Annotated in this window: 26 protein-coding genes; 19 read left to right on the forward strand and 7 right to left on the reverse strand. The window is 55.7% G+C overall.

The window, feature by feature from the left end; genetic code table 11:
• Positions 1-243 precede the first annotated feature (243 nt).
• The 4 genes from OX89_RS19135 to OX89_RS13100 all read left to right on the forward strand — a co-directional run bounded on the left by OX89_RS19135 (position 244) and on the right by OX89_RS13100 (position 2271).
• Complete coding sequence (locus OX89_RS19135; RefSeq protein ID WP_047350930.1) at positions 244-519, forward strand: hypothetical protein; 276 nt, start codon at positions 244-246, stop codon at positions 517-519.
• A gap of 103 nt (positions 520-622) precedes the next feature.
• On the forward strand, positions 623-1264 hold the full coding sequence (locus OX89_RS13090; protein WP_146052214.1) for a hypothetical protein: 642 nt from the start codon (positions 623-625) through the stop codon (positions 1262-1264).
• Positions 1265-1353: 89 nt separating this feature from the next.
• Complete coding sequence (locus tag OX89_RS13095) at positions 1354-1755, forward strand: hypothetical protein (RefSeq protein ID WP_146052215.1); 402 nt, start codon at positions 1354-1356, stop codon at positions 1753-1755.
• Between the two features lie 75 nt (positions 1756-1830).
• Positions 1831-2271: a hypothetical protein gene (locus OX89_RS13100; RefSeq protein ID WP_146052216.1), complete on the forward strand. Its 441-nt coding sequence runs from the start codon at positions 1831-1833 to the stop codon at positions 2269-2271.
• A 57-nt stretch (positions 2272-2328) separates the two neighbouring features.
• Here OX89_RS13100 and OX89_RS13105 read toward each other — a convergent pair whose 3' ends face one another.
• Entirely contained in the window at positions 2329-2526 is a 198-nt protein-coding gene (locus tag OX89_RS13105; protein ID WP_047350934.1) for a hypothetical protein, read from the reverse strand.
• A 105-nt stretch (positions 2527-2631) separates the two neighbouring features.
• Between OX89_RS13105 and OX89_RS13110 the strand changes: the two genes are divergently transcribed.
• From OX89_RS13110 to OX89_RS18615, 7 genes are all read left to right on the forward strand, one after another.
• Positions 2632-3123: a hypothetical protein gene (locus OX89_RS13110; RefSeq protein WP_146052217.1), complete on the forward strand. Its 492-nt coding sequence runs from the start codon at positions 2632-2634 to the stop codon at positions 3121-3123.
• A complete protein-coding gene (locus OX89_RS13115; protein WP_047350936.1) occupies positions 3120-3623 on the forward strand; it encodes a hypothetical protein in 504 nt (167 codons plus the stop codon). The genes OX89_RS13110 and OX89_RS13115 overlap by 4 nt, the downstream gene beginning before the upstream one ends.
• Positions 3624-3823: 200 nt before the next feature.
• Positions 3824-4714, forward strand: a complete 891-nt coding sequence (locus OX89_RS13120) for a hypothetical protein (protein WP_047350937.1) — start codon at positions 3824-3826, stop codon at positions 4712-4714.
• A gap of 157 nt (positions 4715-4871) precedes the next feature.
• Complete coding sequence (locus tag OX89_RS13125) at positions 4872-5198, forward strand: hypothetical protein (RefSeq protein WP_146052218.1); 327 nt, start codon at positions 4872-4874, stop codon at positions 5196-5198.
• 27 nt (positions 5199-5225) lie between these two features.
• Positions 5226-5606: a CcdB protein, toxin of addiction system gene (locus tag OX89_RS18610; protein ID WP_146052219.1), complete on the forward strand. Its 381-nt coding sequence runs from the start codon at positions 5226-5228 to the stop codon at positions 5604-5606.
• Positions 5607-5806: 200 nt separating this feature from the next.
• On the forward strand, positions 5807-7591 hold the full coding sequence (locus OX89_RS13130; protein ID WP_047350939.1) for a hypothetical protein: 1785 nt from the start codon (positions 5807-5809) through the stop codon (positions 7589-7591).
• Between the two features lie 57 nt (positions 7592-7648).
• On the forward strand, positions 7649-7996 hold the full coding sequence (locus OX89_RS18615) for a hypothetical protein (RefSeq protein ID WP_146052220.1): 348 nt from the start codon (positions 7649-7651) through the stop codon (positions 7994-7996).
• Positions 7997-8896: 900 nt separating this feature from the next.
• Here OX89_RS18615 and OX89_RS13135 read toward each other — a convergent pair.
• The 5 genes from OX89_RS13135 to OX89_RS13150 all read right to left on the reverse strand — a co-directional run bounded on the left by OX89_RS13135 (position 8897) and on the right by OX89_RS13150 (position 12510).
• Complete coding sequence (locus tag OX89_RS13135) at positions 8897-9463, reverse strand: thymidine kinase (RefSeq protein ID WP_052952273.1); 567 nt, start codon at positions 9461-9463, stop codon at positions 8897-8899.
• Between the two features lie 208 nt (positions 9464-9671).
• Positions 9672-9965, reverse strand: a complete 294-nt coding sequence (locus OX89_RS13140; RefSeq protein ID WP_047350941.1) for an H-NS family nucleoid-associated regulatory protein — start codon at positions 9963-9965, stop codon at positions 9672-9674.
• Positions 9966-10243: 278 nt separating this feature from the next.
• Complete coding sequence (locus OX89_RS18620; protein WP_157497445.1) at positions 10244-10693, reverse strand: hypothetical protein; 450 nt, start codon at positions 10691-10693, stop codon at positions 10244-10246.
• Between the two features lie 175 nt (positions 10694-10868).
• Positions 10869-11975: an IS5 family transposase gene (locus OX89_RS13145; protein ID WP_047350942.1), complete on the reverse strand. Its 1107-nt coding sequence runs from the start codon at positions 11973-11975 to the stop codon at positions 10869-10871.
• Between the two features lie 82 nt (positions 11976-12057).
• Positions 12058-12510, reverse strand: coding sequence for a DNA-binding protein (locus OX89_RS13150; protein WP_199856244.1), 453 nt, complete (start codon positions 12508-12510; stop codon positions 12058-12060).
• Positions 12511-12942: 432 nt separating this feature from the next.
• Between OX89_RS13150 and OX89_RS13155 the strand changes: the two genes are divergently transcribed.
• The 7 genes from OX89_RS13155 to OX89_RS13185 all read left to right on the forward strand — a co-directional run bounded on the left by OX89_RS13155 (position 12943) and on the right by OX89_RS13185 (position 15791).
• Positions 12943-13542, forward strand: coding sequence for a hypothetical protein (locus tag OX89_RS13155; RefSeq protein ID WP_047350944.1), 600 nt, complete (start codon positions 12943-12945; stop codon positions 13540-13542).
• 21 nt (positions 13543-13563) lie between these two features.
• Complete coding sequence (locus tag OX89_RS13160; RefSeq protein ID WP_047350945.1) at positions 13564-14067, forward strand: thermonuclease family protein; 504 nt, start codon at positions 13564-13566, stop codon at positions 14065-14067.
• 70 nt (positions 14068-14137) lie between these two features.
• Positions 14138-14356 (forward strand): addiction module antitoxin, encoded by a 219-nt coding sequence (locus OX89_RS13165; RefSeq protein ID WP_234305563.1) that lies wholly within the window; start codon positions 14138-14140, stop codon positions 14354-14356.
• The gene (locus OX89_RS13170) at positions 14343-14669 is read left to right on the forward strand and encodes a type II toxin-antitoxin system PemK/MazF family toxin (protein ID WP_047350947.1); all 327 of its coding nucleotides are present in this window, start codon (positions 14343-14345) and stop codon (positions 14667-14669) included. The genes OX89_RS13165 and OX89_RS13170 overlap by 14 nt, the downstream gene beginning before the upstream one ends.
• 29 nt (positions 14670-14698) lie before the next feature.
• Positions 14699-14971 carry a hypothetical protein gene (locus OX89_RS13175; protein ID WP_157497447.1) on the forward strand — a complete coding sequence of 91 codons (273 nt, stop codon included), beginning with the start codon at positions 14699-14701 and terminating at the stop codon, positions 14969-14971.
• A 27-nt stretch (positions 14972-14998) separates the two neighbouring features.
• Positions 14999-15466 (forward strand): HD domain-containing protein, encoded by a 468-nt coding sequence (locus OX89_RS13180; protein WP_047350949.1) that lies wholly within the window; start codon positions 14999-15001, stop codon positions 15464-15466.
• A 49-nt stretch (positions 15467-15515) separates the two neighbouring features.
• Positions 15516-15791 (forward strand): hypothetical protein, encoded by a 276-nt coding sequence (locus OX89_RS13185; protein ID WP_234305564.1) that lies wholly within the window; start codon positions 15516-15518, stop codon positions 15789-15791.
• A gap of 67 nt (positions 15792-15858) precedes the next feature.
• Here OX89_RS13185 and OX89_RS18625 read toward each other — a convergent pair whose 3' ends face one another.
• The gene (locus tag OX89_RS18625) at positions 15859-16314 is read right to left on the reverse strand and encodes a hypothetical protein (protein ID WP_157497449.1); all 456 of its coding nucleotides are present in this window, start codon (positions 16312-16314) and stop codon (positions 15859-15861) included.
• Between the two features lie 202 nt (positions 16315-16516).
• Here OX89_RS18625 and OX89_RS13190 point away from each other — a divergent pair, with 202 nt between their 5' ends.
• Positions 16517-16852, forward strand: coding sequence for a hypothetical protein (locus tag OX89_RS13190; RefSeq protein WP_047350951.1), 336 nt, complete (start codon positions 16517-16519; stop codon positions 16850-16852).
• Positions 16853-16999 lie beyond the last annotated feature (147 nt).

A 16999-nucleotide genomic window follows, 5' to 3' on the forward strand; every position in this document is an offset into this window, starting at 1 on the left:
AGCTTTGCGTACCGTCACTTATTGCACTGAAAACGAGGAGACCCCACCTCCGACTTTGCCCCCTCACGGGGGCTTTTTTTCGGCCCAATCTTGACGCACTTATGCTGTCACGCTAGACTTCTAGGGACTTGCCGCAATGGCTTGTCGTGATCGCGTGTCACTCCCTTATCCAGTCTGACTGGTACATCAACCCTCGGGTCCAAAGACCTGACGGTCGTGGGCTCGTTCTCTTGAAAGAGTCTCATGAAAATCCTATTCCATCCCGGCCGCTGCGTCATGACCAATGGCGCTGCGGAACTGCTGGGCAGTCTGGGAAAACAACCCCTTGACTACATCCACATGCACGTGGGGCAACTCAAAGGCCAGATGTGTGATGAAGACCACGAAGCGAACATGCGCGCCATCGAAAACGGCACGCGCGTTTTTTCCCGATACGAAGTTGCCTCCAACCAGGTCATCTACGTGATCACCGAAGCAGACCGCTCTGCTACGACCATTCTGTTGCCCAGCGAATACTGAGCAACAACTTCAAACCAACGGCGCAAGCCGGTGGGTTATTCAACCCTCAGGGGCCTATCGTGCCCTCTGAGGGCGCGTGTGGCTCCTTACCTCAGGAGCAAAGATGAACGCTGTTAACGAGCTTCGTCGCATGCGCATTGGCTTCAAAGCCATTGACCCTACGAACGTCAAACAAGGCTACATGGTGAACGAAGCCCAAAGGACAACCTTTGACTTCGCTCTCCTGGAATCTGGTGGAGATCCGACCTGGACACTCATCAAGACGAACGCACGGGGCACATTCTCTGATCATGACCTCTACGGTTATTGCAGCGGTGCAGCCTTCGAAGCAGAAATCGGTTTGCGAACTGTCAAAGGCAAGAAGATGAACGCTGAAACGTACATCGGAAGCTGGCGGCAGGTGGAGCTGACCGACGTGACCAAGATGGCAGATTCGCGTTTGATCGTGGAGATGGATGTCAAACCAGACGAACTGGAAAAACTGCTCGCGGACGATTACTTCGGCTACACCTTCGACAAGGCAACCTGTTCGCTGGAGAGTCAAGGTGATCTGCTTAAAGCAACCATTCCAGTCATCAACTTCAATAATTACCTGGTCGCAACCTGCTTTTGGTCTGGCACACCAAAGAGGGTATCGCTTCAACCCATGGCCGAGTCAGAACCCGCAATGCTGGGAACGGACATTAGCCTGATTGAAATCGTCACGGCACCCTCGGTGTTTGGCGAAACCATGTCATTGTTCTAAGGGGATGCCACGTGTCGAGCAGCTGCATTTACAAGGAATTCGCCGCCAAACTCCCTGCGGAGGTCCACGGTGGAAATAACGACCACTTCATGCTGATTTCCCTGGCTGGTGATAGCAACTGCTACACCCACTCTGGAAAACGTGCGAGGAGCTGGTACATCCAATCCGTGGGCTCTGCGCTCATGATCATTGCTGATGCTATTACTGTATCCAGTGGATTTGATCGAGGAGGGTTGTTCTTCGGAAACTTTGGTTCCTCGGGATCATTGTTGCCAGAGCAGTACATTGCCAAAGTCAGGCGCATGCTCAAGCATGCGCACCCCATTGGCGACGATGGCTATGTGAACAACGTTCGCATCACACCCAAGCAGGCCGGCGCTGATCTCATTGAAACCCTCAAGGTAGCAGTCGAGAAAGCTCAGGCCAACTACGATGGGAAAAATCGCATTGGGTTTTACGATCTCCTGCGGATCGAGGGCCCTACCGACTGACCCCAGCGCCATCTAGGCGCATCTCAACCCAAAGGCAACTCCCCGCAAGGTGTTGCCTTTTTCTTTGGAGCAACCATGAATATTCACCAAATGCGCGAACTCCACGCAGAGGTCTACTTCAAGGCGCACGACTTTCCTTACCCAGTCGCGAAATCGTCTGCAGCGGATAGTTCCGGGACAGAAAGACTCTGGAGCCGACTGGTTCAGCTGGCAGATGGCACCATCGTGAAGCACGAGGTACTTTTCGAAGCGGGATCTGCAAGGGTGCTAGCTGCACAGGCGTTCACTTCATCCTGGGCAATTGTTGGCAACACGAGCACAACCAAGGCGCTTGCGGGCCTACAACGAATTCTCGCCCTGGGCTACGTCGTTCAACGCAAGGAACCTGACTCCAGCGAGCAATTCGTCTTGGTGGACTACATCAGGGGAGTGCACACGCCCTTCACGGCAACCACCATCGAAGAAGCCTTTGAACGGGCCAGCGAGATGGTAGCGATCCAAAACGAGATCGCATGAAACAAAAAACCCGCCTTGGCATGGAAGCCGTGGCGGGTTTTTTTTTGGCCGAAAGGATCAGCGGTACTGACTGGCCAGGCACGCACCATCAGCCGCCATCTGGTGCGCGACGACACCTGCAACTACCGTGTAGAGACTTCCCAGCAGGAAACCCGCGATCAGGGCCTGCTTAAGCGTGAAATTGCGCTTCGGCGGCTTAACACCGCTGGGATCAGGAACCGCGCTTGCAGCACGTTGTGTCAAAGCAATGTCCATTTCACCTCCATAAAAGGAAAACTCTAGCGTCCCGTTTCTGTATAGGCCACAGAGTCCGTCGTAATGGCGAGTTGCACAACTGTCGAAGTGTGGGAGAGTGCTTCTATGAACGAAGAACAAATTCAAGCACACGACACCAGTTCCGCCGAAGATTGCATTCGCGCGATGCTGCCTGATGCAGATCCTCATGCGTTTCACCGTGTGGTGACGGTGGCACTGCTCTTACCTGCAGATGAATACCAACGCAACGCGGTGATCACAAAGCTCTCGCCAGCCGAGTACATCGGCGGCCTACAAATTCTGGACGTGCGCCAAGGCTTCACCGCCATCGAACTGGATGTGGCTCGTGAGCAGTTCGAAGACCCTGAGAGATTCGCGACGTACAGTCGGCAGCTGGCGATGATTCACAATCTCCACTTGATCAGGGCGGGCCAGAAGGCCGGTGAAATCCGGAAAGAAAAGCGCCCACCGCCCGCCCCCTTGCTTACTCCTTGGAGGAGCTTTTTCAACTGGCTGGCCATCAATTTTCTGGGCATTGCAGCAGCATTCACGGCCCTCTCACTTCTGAGCCACTTCTTCAGTTTCAGCCCGCTATGAGCGACCAATTCTCTTCCCAGGACTATCTCCACTTCCGCAGGGCAATGAATGCCTCGGTGGAGCAATTCGCTCCGTTGATAGGCATGGAACCGGAATTCCTGCGCGCCCACGAAACGAGCGATCTGCCTGTCCCTAAGCCGGTGGCGGCGCTGATGCGCTACCTCGCGCAAGGGATCAATCTGAGCGGCGATCCCGATAGCACCGATGTGAGCGACTTTTCATGGTGTGTCCCAGTGGAGAAGGGCACGAGGTCGGTTCCCATGCTCCTGCACACGAGCTATCCCCGTTTCCAGACACTTCTCATTGGCCAGGACCAGCTCGACTTCTACACGAGGAATTTCAGTGATTGCTTGGACATGGCCAGCACCAAGTACAACGGGAAGACCTGGTACATGTTGACCCTCCTCATCGATGTGCCCACCTCCTACCCGCATGAAAAGGTGGAGAAGGGCATTGGAATCATCATGGACAAGATACTTGAGATGGAGATGACGCGGTAGCACATGCCGCAGCAGTCCGTGGCCCGCGTGGGCAGGAATTTTCCGCAATAGGTCCACACTTGCCGATCCTCTGGCCCAGCGAGGCTCTTTCGTGCAGAATAGGCCTATCTGCTTCTGCAGTCATGGCCTCTGTGCCATCCCTCATCAACCCTTCGGGCAACTCCCGCAGGGTGGTTGCCCATCCAACTGGAGCAACCAAAATGCAAAGCATTATTTCTTATCCGAATCGCGGCCACTGGGGAGATTCAAAGTGGCGCGGTAATTGTTCGGGATTCGTATACCGCGACCTGTTTGAGCAGCTGAAGCCGGCTACCTTTGTCGATCCTATGGTCGGCTCGGGCACCTCGGTAGAAGTTGCTCGCGAGATGGGTATTGAGGCCTGGGGGCTGGATCTTCACCAGGGCTTCAACGCCGTGAGTGATTCCATTCTCTTGGCTGTGGGCCAGCAGGTGGATTTGTGCCTTTCCCACCCACCGTACGGCTCGATGATTACCTATAGCGGCGAGGTCTGGGGTTCCAAGCCCGATCCTGCTGATCTTTCTCGGTGCAGTTCCAATGAGGAATTTCACGAGAAGATGCAACTGGTCTTACTGAATCAGCGTGATGCAACCAAGCCGCAGGGCTTTTACGGAACCATCATAGGTGATTATCGGAAGAACGGCGTCTATTGCTCCTATCAGGCTGAAATGATTTCGCGCCTGCCGAGTGATGAACTGGCCGCCGTAATCATCAAGCAACAGCACAACTGTGTGTCCGACTCGCGCAGTTATTCCAAACTGACTTTGCCTCGTGTGATTCACGAATATGTCCTCCTCTGGCGCAAGAAGTCCACGCCCGTTCTGGTGCTGCTGGGCACCATTGCAAAGGAGCAGTACGCGCGACTGACAGGGACGTGGAAGTCCATCGTTGGCCTCGTTATGCAACGACTGGGCGGAAGGGCGAAGCTGGATGACATCTACCAGGAGGTTTCGAGGGCAGCTCCCGAAAAGCTATCCATGAACCCCAATTGGCAGGCGAAGATCCGGCAAGTCCTCAACAGCTCTGGCATGTTCAGCTCACCCGAGCGGGGCATTTGGATGCTGGCGTCCTAACCAAGGACGGGACAAAACGGACCGCGCCCGCAAGGCGCGGGCTTCGTTTTGATGATGGAGTAGGGCTGGTCGTCTTTGGGAAAAGCCGCAACCAAAGCCTGCTCTCCATATCAACCCATCGGCTGTGCACAGCACAAGCCTCTTTTAAGGAACCATCGTGAGCCATTTCAAGAAGATGGCCCCGAGGGAGCATGCCTTGCGCATGAAGATGATGCTTGTACGATCAACCCTGAAAACGACCCTCGCAAGAGGGCAGTGGAAGGGAAGGGCGCGCATGCAATTCATCGTCAATTTCGATGCTGAATCCACGATTCCTGACCTTGTGAAAAGCAAGGCAATGGAGGAGGGGATCACGCCGGAAATGCTCATCAAGAGGGCAATCGCAGGCTACCTAGGAACCCATGGCAACGTGGAGCCCCAGGTGTCTCGCCCAGCAAGTTTGCGTGAATTCTTTCAGGATCGCGGCTTGATCAAGAAACCATAGAGCCCCAAACGGGGCAGGGAGAGTAGCATGTCTAATCTTTCTGCCCCGATAGGGGCAGTGGTGCGTGTGTGGTTCCCGGAAACGGAAACCATCATGCAACCTGGCCCGAAGTTCAGGCCAGGCCTAATCCTGGGCTTTGATGAAAACAATGGGCGCCGAAAGGTACTTGTTGCCTACGGAACGAGCCAGCGCACTAACACCAGAGGCTGCGGTGAATTCACCGTGCTTTTGACGCGCAACAACTCGGATGGCAAGAAAACCAAATTCTGCTTGATGAAGCGACTTTGGATTGAATTGTCACCCGAGTATTTTTGCTCCGAGAAGGGTCGCCAGCCCGCACCTGAGGAACTTGCACAGGAATTCATGAAACCATTCATGAATGCTGCGGAAGAAGCTGGTTTGATTTGATTCGGTAACTCCGGGGTGCACTCCACCCATATTCAAACCAATATTTGGATAATGAAACCCACCATAAACCACAAGCCCCATCAGCCCAGAAGCTGACGGGGCTTTGTGTTTTCTGGGATATCACTTTTCCGAATTAAAAATTGCGCGCTACAGCTTTATCTATAGAATCTGGCAATAGCGATAACGTGCAAATATTCTAGATGACTGAAAAAAGAGATAGCCAAACAATTAAAGAACGCTTCTGCAAGGGGTATGGCCTGGACTGTGGCTTGTTTCACCTCGGCTACGCCATGATCCAAATGCGCTGTCACGTGTGGTCTATCGCCCCCACCGTGCAATCAAGGATGCGCAAGCAGTGGCAAGAGTTTGCGGCTTTGCTTTCTAAGCGTGGCGTCATTACAGCCGGCAAACTCGAATCAGAACTCATTATCTGGGCGATCAAACAGATTTACAAGAAGATTGACGCTACTGCCAGGGACAACGACCAAGCCATTAAACACAAAAAGGAGTTGCTCTTTACGATCAACAACGTGTTTTCTGTGCTCCCCTTGCTTCAATGGAACCCTATGGGTTATCAACCCGATGGGAACGTGTCTCTGAAATGGACTCTCCCAGAAGAGCCGGCACTTTCAGAATTCGATGCCCACTACCAGTCCCAGAAGATGCAATGGCTCGGGCGCTGCATGGCTGTGATCAATTCTGGGGCGGCCAGCACCATGCGTAGCCTTGGAGCGGAGATCTACGCGCATTGTTATCGCGGTGAACTGGCTCACTCCTGGATTTCGACATACAAAAAGGCCTGGAGCGCCTTCATGAAGTGGTGCCCATACGAGACGACAGACCAGCTGACGCACGAGGACATCACGGCTTTCGCCCTTTGGCTTCTGGACCGGGCTGACGACAAGGTTGACCCCTTGCCGGTAGAGGTTGGTGTATTCGCATTGAACATGGTGAATGACGGCCTTGCACGCCTGCGTGGTGAGCACTGGAAGCACGTTGAGCAACCGTTCACCACCGAAGAGGTGGCACGGGTGCCTCATCCAGCACAAATACCCATCTCATCCATTGCTGTAGCTGAGGCGCACAAGACCACAGTCCCAGTTTCCAAATCGTCCCTCAAGGCCCCACATGTGCGCGAGGACGCGCGGCAGAATTACTACCTTGGCTCCTCGATGCTGATCGTCGGTCAGCGAATCATCAAGCTACGAAGCGACAAGGCTGGGTCTGATGTCTTGAGCCAGAGTAACGCGAATCGTGCCCGCAATTGGCAGACGTTTTGTTCATTCATGAGCGCCAAGAACGTCCAGCACCTGAGCCAGCTCGACAGCTCTCACATCGAAGCGTTCATTCAAGAGCAATACTCACAACTGGACCTGGGTGCACTCAAGCCCTATGCTCTGAAGGCCCGTATTGCTCACCCCCTGGCCCTTATAAGCAGCATCTTGCCGCTTGAATTTGAGCAAAGCAAACACTTCGCAGACAACAAGTGCATCACCCCGTGGAAGGCGCCTGAGGCACCGACAACTTCGGCGATGCCGCAGGACATTTCAACGCCTGAATTCTTTGCAAGGAATATTGTCAATTTCGGGCTTGGAAACGGTTTGATCGGACCCGCTTACCAAATACTGATCGAGGATAAAAGTCTTGATCTTCCCCCGAAACAGAAAGAATTATGTGCGGTTACGTTCGGCGTGTTTCTAAAAGACGAGGGTCTTAAACAGCTTCAGGAAGTGACTTGCACTATTGGCAAGGCTTTCTTTGATCAGCTCGAAGATCGAATCGAGGACGGCCTGACCAGCAGGTACTTTGGAGAAGAAATCGCAGCAGCTGCAAATATCATCATGGCGGTGATGCAAGATGGCTGGGATCACCGCAAGATCAGATCAATGAATAAAACCCATCAGATTAATCCGCTAGAAACCAGCACCGATCATTCGATAAAAAGGCCAAACTCTCGGGATCTGGCATCGCGTCCTAGACATTGACAAGACCCGTTTTCGTGAGATCATCAACTACATAAGCAAACCACAGAGAAATCAAGTATGTTGAGCATCAAACACATTTTCACGGCCATCGCAGTCATTACCCTTTCCGCCTGTTCCGGCTCGGACGGCGATAAGTTCGTGGGTAAATGGATTAATGGATACAATCCAAAAACTACGTTGGAAATAGTGAAAGATTCCAACGGAAAAACCTTCACTATTACTGACAGAATGATCTTCCGAGGTGAGCCTGCTGTATCTGTTTACCATGCAACTGAGGAGGATGGCAATCTGGTAATCCAGAGTGTGATTGGGAAACTTTATCTTAAAATTGATGCGAATGATTCTTTGAAAGCCCCCTTGGGCCGCTCGTGCCCTGGATGCGAAAACTGGGCACGTGCCAAATAACCAACCAGGGGTTGACGAGCATGAAATGGAACCTGAAAGGCAAAACCACCAGTCAGGGACTTATCGCTCCACGGGTCTTGGCACAAGGGTCGATACCTGTACTGCTCGTAGCCACGGGCAGGGCCGTCTCGTTCGTCTCCGACACGGGGGAATCAATTGATGCCCATCCTCACGTCACAGTGTCGTTGGGCGAGTCATGGACTTACGGCCCTGACGGCTCGGATGTCTGTGTTACCCACTACTTCATAAGTGCGTATGGCGCTGCCGGCCGTGCTCGCAATCTCGTGCTTCCTGTCTTGCCCTACCAGAATTGCGCCCCGCTGCGCACGGGGGCTGAAATCCAGGCACTTATCGACGGCCTGGCTCCCAAAATCGCAGAGGCAGTGGCCATGTGCGGTCGGCTGGATGAGATTTTCAGCCGATGCCGAGCGTCGCATGAGTGTTGCAAGCCACCTCAAGGGCGAGTGCAACACCAGGACTGGTTACGAGTCCGCGTGCGCAAAAGCCGGCGTTGCTGCTTTCAGTGATCAGGAAATCACAAGCTCGTATGGTGTGGACTTTGGCGATTTTGGTTTTCCTGAGTACAGCCCAGAAACCGTCGTTCAGATAGCTCTCGCACGCCACCGGAAAACTGCCCTGGAGGCCGAGTCCAAGAGCTTGCCTGAGCAAACCTCACAAAAGCCCCAGGCTGGGACAACACTACCAACGCCACCCCTCAAGACCGGGCAGCTGTGGGAACCCTGCATCTGTGGAAATGAGCCCGTCTACATGCCACTCCATTTGTGCGCCAACTGCTGGCCCAAAAGCTAAACGCCTCAACCACCAAAGAAAAAGGCCACGCCCCATAGAGGGGAGTGGCCTTTCCTTTTTATGCACCAGCACGGGTGCGTGCCAGCGCCTTCAATAGAAGCAACGGGGGCAGACTGGTTTGTAGCGCGTGTCGCCGCCGATTTCCAGCACATCGCCCATTCGGACGGGTTTGCCGTCTGCTTCGATGCGTAGGTTCATCGTCGCTTTCTCCCCGCATCGGCAAAGAGTGCTGATGGCGTGAAGGTCGTCGGCCAGGGCCAACAACATCGCAGCGCCAGGAAACGGGTTCCCTTGAAAGTCTGTGCGCAAACCGAAGCAAGAAACTCGCATGCCACCCTTCGCACGCAGATCCTGATGGAGCTGGCGCACTTGGGTTGGCGTGAGGAATTGCGCCTCATCGATGAACAATTCGTCCACGCCTTCAAACGCGGTGCGCTTAAAGACCGTGTTCTCGGAGAAAACCTCCGCATCACAAAAGACGCCCATTCGGGAAGTAATGCGTCCTGTGCCAAAGCGATCATCGCTTGCGCTTGTCATAACACGAACGGTCTTCCCAATCGCCAGGAGGTTGTAACGGTACTGCAAGAGTGCCGTACTTTTCCCTCCTTGCATTGTGGAGTAGAAGAATTCCAGAGATCCAATAGATTGACCTTGCATATTTCTTTCCATACTGAAGCAAGGCCACCTTACAGGGTGGGGCCCTGCAAGGGTTTTAAGGGGCGCCATAAGGCGCACGAAGGCTACGCCTACGTCCTCTAATCATGCCACATGCCGGCTCATTGGACCATACAGACCAGCACCACTCCCTCTCTTGACCATAAAAAAAAGCGACTGGAAGTCGCTTCTTTGTGGTGCCCGAATCCAATTAAGGAATCAGGTACTGGGTGCGATCCTTGTCGCTGATCCACTTCGGTGCCTTACCACGGCCGGTCCACGTTTCACCCGTTTCAGGATTGCGGTACTTGGCCGCGACAGTGCCGCCCTTGCGGGCGCCAGAACGAGTAGCACTGCCGAAAACATCGCGCTCGGTGAGTTCGAAATTCGCAACGTCCTGACGGATGCGCTCGATGACTTCCGCGCGCTGCGCATTGCGCATTTCCTTGATTTGTCGATCAAGTGCTTCGCGCTGTTCCAACAGTTGCTGGTAGGTGGTGCTCATTTGCTTTGCCCTTCATGAATGTTTGATCTATCGAGTTAATTAAAACACAAGAATTAGGTTCTCGCAAGAAACTCAAATGTGCTTTAGATACCTCGTCTCAAGGTTCCCCCGATCTTCAGAGAGCATCAGTAACGAGCAGCGAACAAAGTGCCAGGTGCCCATAAGCACATGATTTAAAAGGATGCCTCGGTGCTAACCCCGTGAGGCTTGAAGCACATTCATTCTTTCTGCAACACCGGCAAACTATTTCGCACCCACCTGGTGCGAGCTTTGCCTTTCTACCCGAGACGACGCTTCTTGACAGTCAAAGCTCGCGCAATAAGAGGCTTTGGTCTTCGAGCCTTCTGGGGTAGGGGGGACGTTGCACTCCGATCTTCGTGTGACTTCATACTCGCAAGCTGGCGTTCCAGGCCACGGTTAAGACCTCGAACCTCTGCTAACTCAAGTTGAATATTTGCAACCGTCTCCATGGCGTTGTTCGCCCGCTGCCGATAGGTAGAGAGTTCAATGTCCTTACTCTCGGCCAACGCCTTCAGCTGCTCTCGAATCTCTCTCTCGGCCGTGCGGGCTGAATCGATTTGCAACTTGGAAAACTTGATCTCCCCCTCAAATCTCTGGGCATCGCTTTGGCGCAGCAACCGCTCAGATTCGAGATCGCGAGAAAACCGTACTTCTGCTTCTTGCCGTGCCTTGGCTTCTGTTTCGGCTTGATCCTGCCATTTCAGCAACGCCTCTTTAAGTGCCAGGATCTCTACTTTCTGACCCTCTAGCAGGCTGCTGAAATACTCCCCAGCGTCCGAACCTGTTCAGCGGCTGTAGCCGCATTTTTCCGTATCCTGAAAGTCAACCCCTCAAAATCGCCTGCTTTCAGTCGCAAAGCACGGTTTTCTGATCCTTTTTCCTTTACACCTGCCCCTGCAGACGGATTTGCCCCAAGCTGCGCAACCGCGTGAGGTTGTAGCCCGCCATCGTCAGCACAAACATCTGGTCCACCTTCTTGATCCCGCGCACCACCACCTGACGCATGTGCCCCACCGTCTTGGCCCAGCCAAAGCCTTGTTCGATCAGCTTTCTCTTTTGCTGGGAGATGGCGTAGCCTTCGCTGCCCGCGATCCTGTCAGGCACCGCCGATTGACGACCTGATTTGTTCTGCGCCACATGGGGCAGCACGTTCATCTCTTGCAGCGCGTCGATGAACTCCTTGGCGTCGTAACCCTTGTCTGCACCCAGCGTGATCGTGATGGGGTCATCGCCGGGCAGTGCCTGTCGCGCATCGTTGATCATGGCCTTGGCCGCTTCGCGCTCTGCATGTCCGTCGGCCTGGGTGACCACGGCACTGACCACCAGCCCATGGCGGTTGTCGGTGAGTGTGTGGCCCATGAAGCGCAACTCGCTGGCCGTCTTGCCCTTGCGGTACAGCCGCGCGTCCCCGTCCGTGGTGGATTCATGGGTGTCGTTGCTGCGCTTTTGGTCTTTGAAGTTGCCCGCGTCCGTATCGTCGTCGCCCTGGCGATCTTTGCGCACAAAGCTCTTGTGGCCCGCCCAGGCCTGGATCAGGGTGCCATCCACGCTGAAGTGCTCGCCCGAGAGCAGTTCCTGCTCCTGGGCTTGTTGCACGATCTGATTGAAGAACTCGATGACCGCATCGTGCTCGATCAGGCGTTCGCGGTTCTTGCTGAAGACGCTGGGCACCCAAACGGCATCGTCCATGGCCAGGCCAATGAACCAGCGAAACAGAAGGTTGTACTGGGTCTGCTCCATGAGCTGGCGCTCCGAGCGCACGCTGTAGAGCACCTGGATGAGCATGGCGCGCAGCAGCTTTTCGGGAGCAATGCTGGGGCGCCCGCCTTTGATGTCGGCCGCATACATCCGGGCAAACAGCTCGTCCATGTTGGCCAGGGCTTTATTGACCATCACACGGATCACGCGCAAGGGGTGATCGGCGGGCACGAAGTCATCGAGGTGGCGCATGGTGAACAGGCTCTCGGTGAAGGTGTCGGCTCCGCGCATGTCTGGCTTGTCTGTCTGGTCGGTTGGGTTGCCTCAATTGTCCTGGCAAGACGTCAACCGGGAAACGACGGTGGGGAGTATTTCAGCAGCCTGCTAGCAGTTTCTCAGCAATTTCACGTCGCTCCCGCTCCTGATGCATCTCTGCGTCCAGTAACTGCAGTCGTGATGACATTTCCCTGGCCATCCGCTCGGCCTCGATTTGAGAGCGCTGCGCTCTGGCCACTTCATTCTGGGCGTCCAGGCGTTCCGCTTCAAAACAGGCCCGAGCATTGGTGACCGACAGTTCCCACATCCGGCCCAATGCGTCTGCGAATCCATCTTGCAGTTCCTGTGGGAGATATGGGGCATCGAGGCGCACGCGGGCCTTGTCTCGTAACTCCTGCCAGAACTCATGCAAGTCGCGGTTGATGTCCGTGAGCGACCCTTGCTGGGTGTACGCCAGCACGACCTTGGCTGAGGGATAGATCCCGTGTTCAAAGAACAGCAGTGAAGCCGCAAGACGCGTCTTTTCCTTGCGCGGCGCCTCAATCGGCATTCGCGCCCTTAGCGTCGCCTGGATTCCAGCGTCTACGTGAGTGTGCTTTTCTAGCTTTCCAGTCATGAGGACTCCACATGCGGTGAAATTGACCCGATTGTACTGCGGTTACGCTTGCCGTAAACCTTACGGGTAACGTTACCCCTATAACGTTTTCCCCATGGTTTTTATGATAACCCCTCTTATCATAACTTCGAGAATGACAACAGACGGCGATCCACGTTTTGGCGTCCGAGACCGTCCCAGACGCCCATGGTGCGCGGCATGTCCACCACGCGCGTCCATGGAAATTCAAAGACTTACCGGCATGCGAGGTCGGCGCAACAGAAAACCGTGTCCAAATAGTTGACACTTACGCCAAGACTGGCAGAATGCAGTCCATCGCATCAGTGTCTAAATACAAGACACTTTCAGAACGTGCAGGAGAGCCTGATGAGCACCACGCTTTACTACGAGACGCGCGCAGGAGTTCGCCGCTACACGGGCAGCATTACGGACGATGGCTGGCTGGAAGACGGCACGCCTATCGAGGACATGGCGCCGTACTTCATTACGGACGCTGCCCTGGACGGCGAACAGGCCAAGGCCGTGATGGCGCGGGTGCTCCAGCTCTGCGAGGTAGGCGCCACGGTGGATGTGCAGGCGATCGTTCAGCAGGTGCTCGATGGCGCACTGGTGCCCCTGTCGCACTACGATCACATGCTCATCGGGTTTGACGGCGCCAGACACCCTCGCACCAAGTACGACTACCTGATCGACCTGATGGGAGAGTTCCAGTGCTTCCACAGCATGGATGGGCGGCGCTGCATGTTCGAGAGCTACGGCGCGACGGTCGATTTCAAGGCTCTGCAATGCTTCGTGGATGCATTCGGCCAGCAACGCACGGAGCAAGCCATTGAACTGCTGCGGGATTGCGAGTTCACGCCCTTGGCATCCTTGGTTGCAACCTATTTGAGCGTTTGCCTCAAAGGATTGGCCAAGGAAATCATTGCGGCGGGCGAAAAAACCAATGAACCGGCGCTGGCGGCGTAAAACCAACCAAAAAGGTAACCTATGTGGAAAAGACTTCTTGCGGCAACTGCAATCACCCTGGCCCACTTGGCGGGCACGAACGCGTCAGCCGCCGAATTGAGCGGCAAGGTCGTGCGCGTGGCCGATGGCGACACGATCACGGTGCTCGATGCCAGCAAGACGCAACACCGCATTCGTCTGACGGGCATCGACGCGCCTGAGTCAAAGCAGGCGTTCGGCAACCGTTCGCGTGAATCGCTTGCGGATCTCGTGGCAGGCAAACAGGTCGTGGTGCACTGGAATGAGCAGGATCGCTACGGCCGCATCCTCGGCCAGGTGCTCACCCCCGAGGGCCAGGATGCCAATCTGGCCCAGGTGCAGCGCGGTATGGCGTGGCACTACGCGCATTTCGCCAACACCCGCCCTGCCGCCGAATCGCGGGCCTACGCTGCTGCGCAAAGGCAAGCGCAAAGCCAAAAACTTGGGTTGTGGCAAGACAAGGAACCCACCCCTCCGTGGGATTGGCGCATGCAAGCAAGGAACTGACGGCCACTGACGCGGCTCTATCATATGCACTATACGTATAACGCATTAGGAGAACGCAATGCACAAACGGATGACCATCACCCTGGATGAAGCAGTGTATGAAGGGCTCTATCGGATGGTGGGACGGCGCAAGATGAGCCAATTCATCGAAGACTTGTTACGCCCGCATGTGGTGGATACCTCGCTCGATGAGGGCTACCGGGCCATGGCCGCAGACAAAGAGCGCGAGGCGCAAGCTGTCGAATGGTGTAACGCACTGGCCGGAGATATCGCCGATGCTGCGCGGTGAAGTCTGGTGGGTGGAATTCGATCCGTCCGTGGGCAGTGAGATCCGCAAAACCAGGCCAGCCATCATCGTCAGCAATGATGCTGCGAATCGCAATCTGCAGCGCGTGGTCGTTGTGCCCATCACCAGTAATGTCGGGCGTACTTACCCTGGCGAGGCGGTGGTGACCTGCAATAGGCAAAGCAGCAAGGCCATGGCCGACCAAATCATGACAGCCGACAAGGTGAGGCTCAAGAATCGTCTTGACGTGCTATCCAAGGCAGACATGCTGCTTGTCGAGGAAGCCATCAAGGTGCATCTCGCCCTTCCCAAGTGAAACACACGATGCCCAATTCGAGGTTAGACATGGACTTTGAAGCATGGTGGAATCAGCACGGGCAGTTTTGTCGTGCAGGCGGGGGCGACTATGAGAAGACGTTTGCCTTCCGCGCCTGGGAAGCTGCCGTCAATATGGAACGCAAGGCATGCGCAGAAATCTGTCGCTCCGATGCATTGAAAATGGAGCAGGAAGCCCTGCAGGCCATCGAAAACGGTGAACACGACGAGGTGTCATCACTACGCTCCACGGCCTGGAGATTGACTGTTGCCGCGAATGCCATCGGTGCACGCGCTGGCTAACACAGCACAATTTGAGGTTCAATCCCTGTGGCCAACGACATCCTGTCCGCCTACCAGCTCGCATCCCGTCTGCACGAAGGTCAGACAGACAAGGCCGGTCGCCCCTACATCGAGCACCTGACGCGCGTGTTCCTGCGCGTGCAGGCCGCAGGCGGGGATGCCACCCAGCTGATCGCGGCCCTGCTGCACGATTGCATCGAGGACGGCCGCGCCACGGTCGATGGTCTGCGAAGCGACGGAGTGCCGCAAGAAGCCATCGTGCTCATCGTGGCCCTCACCAGGCAGGCGGGGCAGTCCTACCCGGACTACCTGGCGGGCGTGCTGGCCGTGCAGGGCGCTCGCCTCATCAAGATGGCAGACGTCGAAGACAACAGCGACGAGGCACGGCTGAGCCTGCTTTCCGAAAAGGATGCCGAGCGGTTGCGCAAGAAGTACGCGGAGGCTTTTCGCGCACTTGACATTCATGTCTCTCCCAAAACCATTCGTGGAACTTGACGCGATGCCAACCCACCTCACCCTTTCCGGCGACGACAACACCCCCGCCATGCCGATGACCGACGCCGAGGTCAATCATCTGCGCCGTCTGCTGGCCTGGCTGGAATGCGAATACAGCCTGGGCGAGCACGCGGCCTTGGGTTGTCTCAAGGCTGCGACAGCCATGGTGGCCCATGGTTTTACGACGCCGGAACAGGGGAGCGCCCTCCTTCACGAAAAGGCCAAGCAGATCAACCAGGTGCCCGCCTACGTGCGCCAGGCCCACAAGATGCTGACCAAGGCATTGCGCGAGCACGAGCGCAAGTCCGGGATCGTCGGAGACTGAGATGCCCAAACGTCCCATGCGCGACCCAGGCACAAGCAGGCCCGAGCGCGTCTACAACGTGAGTAGCTCACAGTTCAGCGTGGCGCGACGCTTTGGCTCCTGCATGATTAACGGTGCGGAGTATCACTACGACCAGGCAAGCGACACGTTGACGAGAATGGATGTCTGGCGGGCTCGGTGTGCGCAAAGCAAAGAAGCCGCCGAACAGGCAGCCGCCGCTGAGCGGAAAAAATGGACGGAAGCCGCACAGCTGCTTTCTCTGGAAAACCCAGAGACACCCAAGGACGCATAGGAAACCGAGATGCTGCAAATCCAACACGACGGCGACCTGTGGACGCTGGTGAGCCAAGGCTCCACCCGCGAAGGCAAGATTTACTGCCATCTGGCCAGCACCACGCGCACGCGCCAGCAGCGCAACGGCGCCGTACCAGTGCAGATTGCCGACTGGATCGACGCCCAGGTCATTCTCGCGGCGGCGCAAATCCAGGAAGAGGCTCAGCGCAAGCAAGCCGCTCAGGAGCACAAAGGGCCGTGCGTGCCCTGGCGTGGCAGGGGCGGCGAACTGGGTGCCTGCATCTATTGCGGTCAGGCGGTGGACGCGATCACCGCCTACTACTCAGATGCACGAAGGTGTCCACCACGGCCGGCGAGGGTCAGGCGGTGGACGCGATCACCGCCTACTACTCAGACCGCGCCAATGGCCATCATGCCAATCGGGCTCGCTGATGCCCTGCTACATCCAGAAAATCCAGCCGCCCAGTCGGGAAAACTATCAGCTCTGGTTGAGCATGGGCTTCCTCGGTTCCTGGGAGGACTACTGCCGCACCAAAACTCGCAACGTCGGCGGGACATTCACTCTCTGCGGGGATCTGGGATCGCACTGTGCCGACTGTTCGGCGGTTGGCGACTACCTGTGCGATTACCCGGTGGGCGACGACAAGACTTGCGATCGCCCCATGTGCGGACACCACGCCAAGGAAATTGGCCCTAATATGCATTACTGCCGGACGCACAAGACCATGTGGGATGCGTATGTGTGCAAGAGCGTGAAATCGGATTGAAAATCATTTTCTGATACCAAAGAAAGCACAGTATGGAGATTCAGGAGCAACTGATTGGCCTTTGCCGTGACATGACTCGCTTGCGCGGGCAGACAACCGTAACGAAATCGGCGACGTGCTGAATCGGGCGTGGGATCAAATTGGCGA

The sequence above is a fragment of the Diaphorobacter sp. J5-51 genome (genome assembly GCF_001023515.1).
GTDB classification, from domain to species: Bacteria; Pseudomonadota; Gammaproteobacteria; order Burkholderiales; family Burkholderiaceae_C; genus Diaphorobacter; species Diaphorobacter nitroreducens.

Excerpts from the sequence above, each read along its gene's own strand:
- OX89_RS19135 (WP_047350930.1), top strand. The coding sequence starts at position 244 with ATGAAAATCCTATTCCATCCCGGCCGCTGCGTCATGACCAATGGCGCT.
- OX89_RS13190 (WP_047350951.1), top strand. The coding sequence starts at position 16,517 with ATGCCCTGCTACATCCAGAAAATCCAGCCGCCCAGTCGGGAAAACTAT.
- OX89_RS13170 (WP_047350947.1), top strand. The coding sequence starts at position 14,343 with ATGCTGCGCGGTGAAGTCTGGTGGGTGGAATTCGATCCGTCCGTGGGC.
- OX89_RS13105 (WP_047350934.1), bottom strand. The coding sequence starts at position 2,526 with ATGGACATTGCTTTGACACAACGTGCTGCAAGCGCGGTTCCTGATCCC.
- OX89_RS13110 (WP_146052217.1), top strand. The coding sequence starts at position 2,632 with ATGAACGAAGAACAAATTCAAGCACACGACACCAGTTCCGCCGAAGAT.
- OX89_RS13115 (WP_047350936.1), top strand. The coding sequence starts at position 3,120 with ATGAGCGACCAATTCTCTTCCCAGGACTATCTCCACTTCCGCAGGGCA.
- OX89_RS13090 (WP_146052214.1), top strand. The coding sequence starts at position 623 with ATGAACGCTGTTAACGAGCTTCGTCGCATGCGCATTGGCTTCAAAGCC.
- OX89_RS13120 (WP_047350937.1), top strand. The coding sequence starts at position 3,824 with ATGCAAAGCATTATTTCTTATCCGAATCGCGGCCACTGGGGAGATTCA.
- OX89_RS13100 (WP_146052216.1), top strand. The coding sequence starts at position 1,831 with ATGAATATTCACCAAATGCGCGAACTCCACGCAGAGGTCTACTTCAAG.
- OX89_RS13160 (WP_047350945.1), top strand. The coding sequence starts at position 13,564 with ATGTGGAAAAGACTTCTTGCGGCAACTGCAATCACCCTGGCCCACTTG.
- OX89_RS13165 (WP_234305563.1), top strand. The coding sequence starts at position 14,138 with ATGACCATCACCCTGGATGAAGCAGTGTATGAAGGGCTCTATCGGATG.
- OX89_RS13135 (WP_052952273.1), bottom strand. The coding sequence starts at position 9,463 with ATGCAAGGTCAATCTATTGGATCTCTGGAATTCTTCTACTCCACAATG.
- OX89_RS18610 (WP_146052219.1), top strand. The coding sequence starts at position 5,226 with ATGTCTAATCTTTCTGCCCCGATAGGGGCAGTGGTGCGTGTGTGGTTC.
- OX89_RS13150 (WP_199856244.1), bottom strand. The coding sequence starts at position 12,510 with ATGCCGATTGAGGCGCCGCGCAAGGAAAAGACGCGTCTTGCGGCTTCA.
- OX89_RS13155 (WP_047350944.1), top strand. The coding sequence starts at position 12,943 with ATGAGCACCACGCTTTACTACGAGACGCGCGCAGGAGTTCGCCGCTAC.
- OX89_RS13185 (WP_234305564.1), top strand. The coding sequence starts at position 15,516 with ATGCCGATGACCGACGCCGAGGTCAATCATCTGCGCCGTCTGCTGGCC.
- OX89_RS13140 (WP_047350941.1), bottom strand. The coding sequence starts at position 9,965 with ATGAGCACCACCTACCAGCAACTGTTGGAACAGCGCGAAGCACTTGAT.
- OX89_RS13175 (WP_157497447.1), top strand. The coding sequence starts at position 14,699 with ATGGACTTTGAAGCATGGTGGAATCAGCACGGGCAGTTTTGTCGTGCA.
- OX89_RS13095 (WP_146052215.1), top strand. The coding sequence starts at position 1,354 with ATGCTGATTTCCCTGGCTGGTGATAGCAACTGCTACACCCACTCTGGA.
- OX89_RS13130 (WP_047350939.1), top strand. The coding sequence starts at position 5,807 with ATGACTGAAAAAAGAGATAGCCAAACAATTAAAGAACGCTTCTGCAAG.
- OX89_RS18615 (WP_146052220.1), top strand. The coding sequence starts at position 7,649 with ATGTTGAGCATCAAACACATTTTCACGGCCATCGCAGTCATTACCCTT.
- OX89_RS13145 (WP_047350942.1), bottom strand. The coding sequence starts at position 11,975 with ATGCGCGGAGCCGACACCTTCACCGAGAGCCTGTTCACCATGCGCCAC.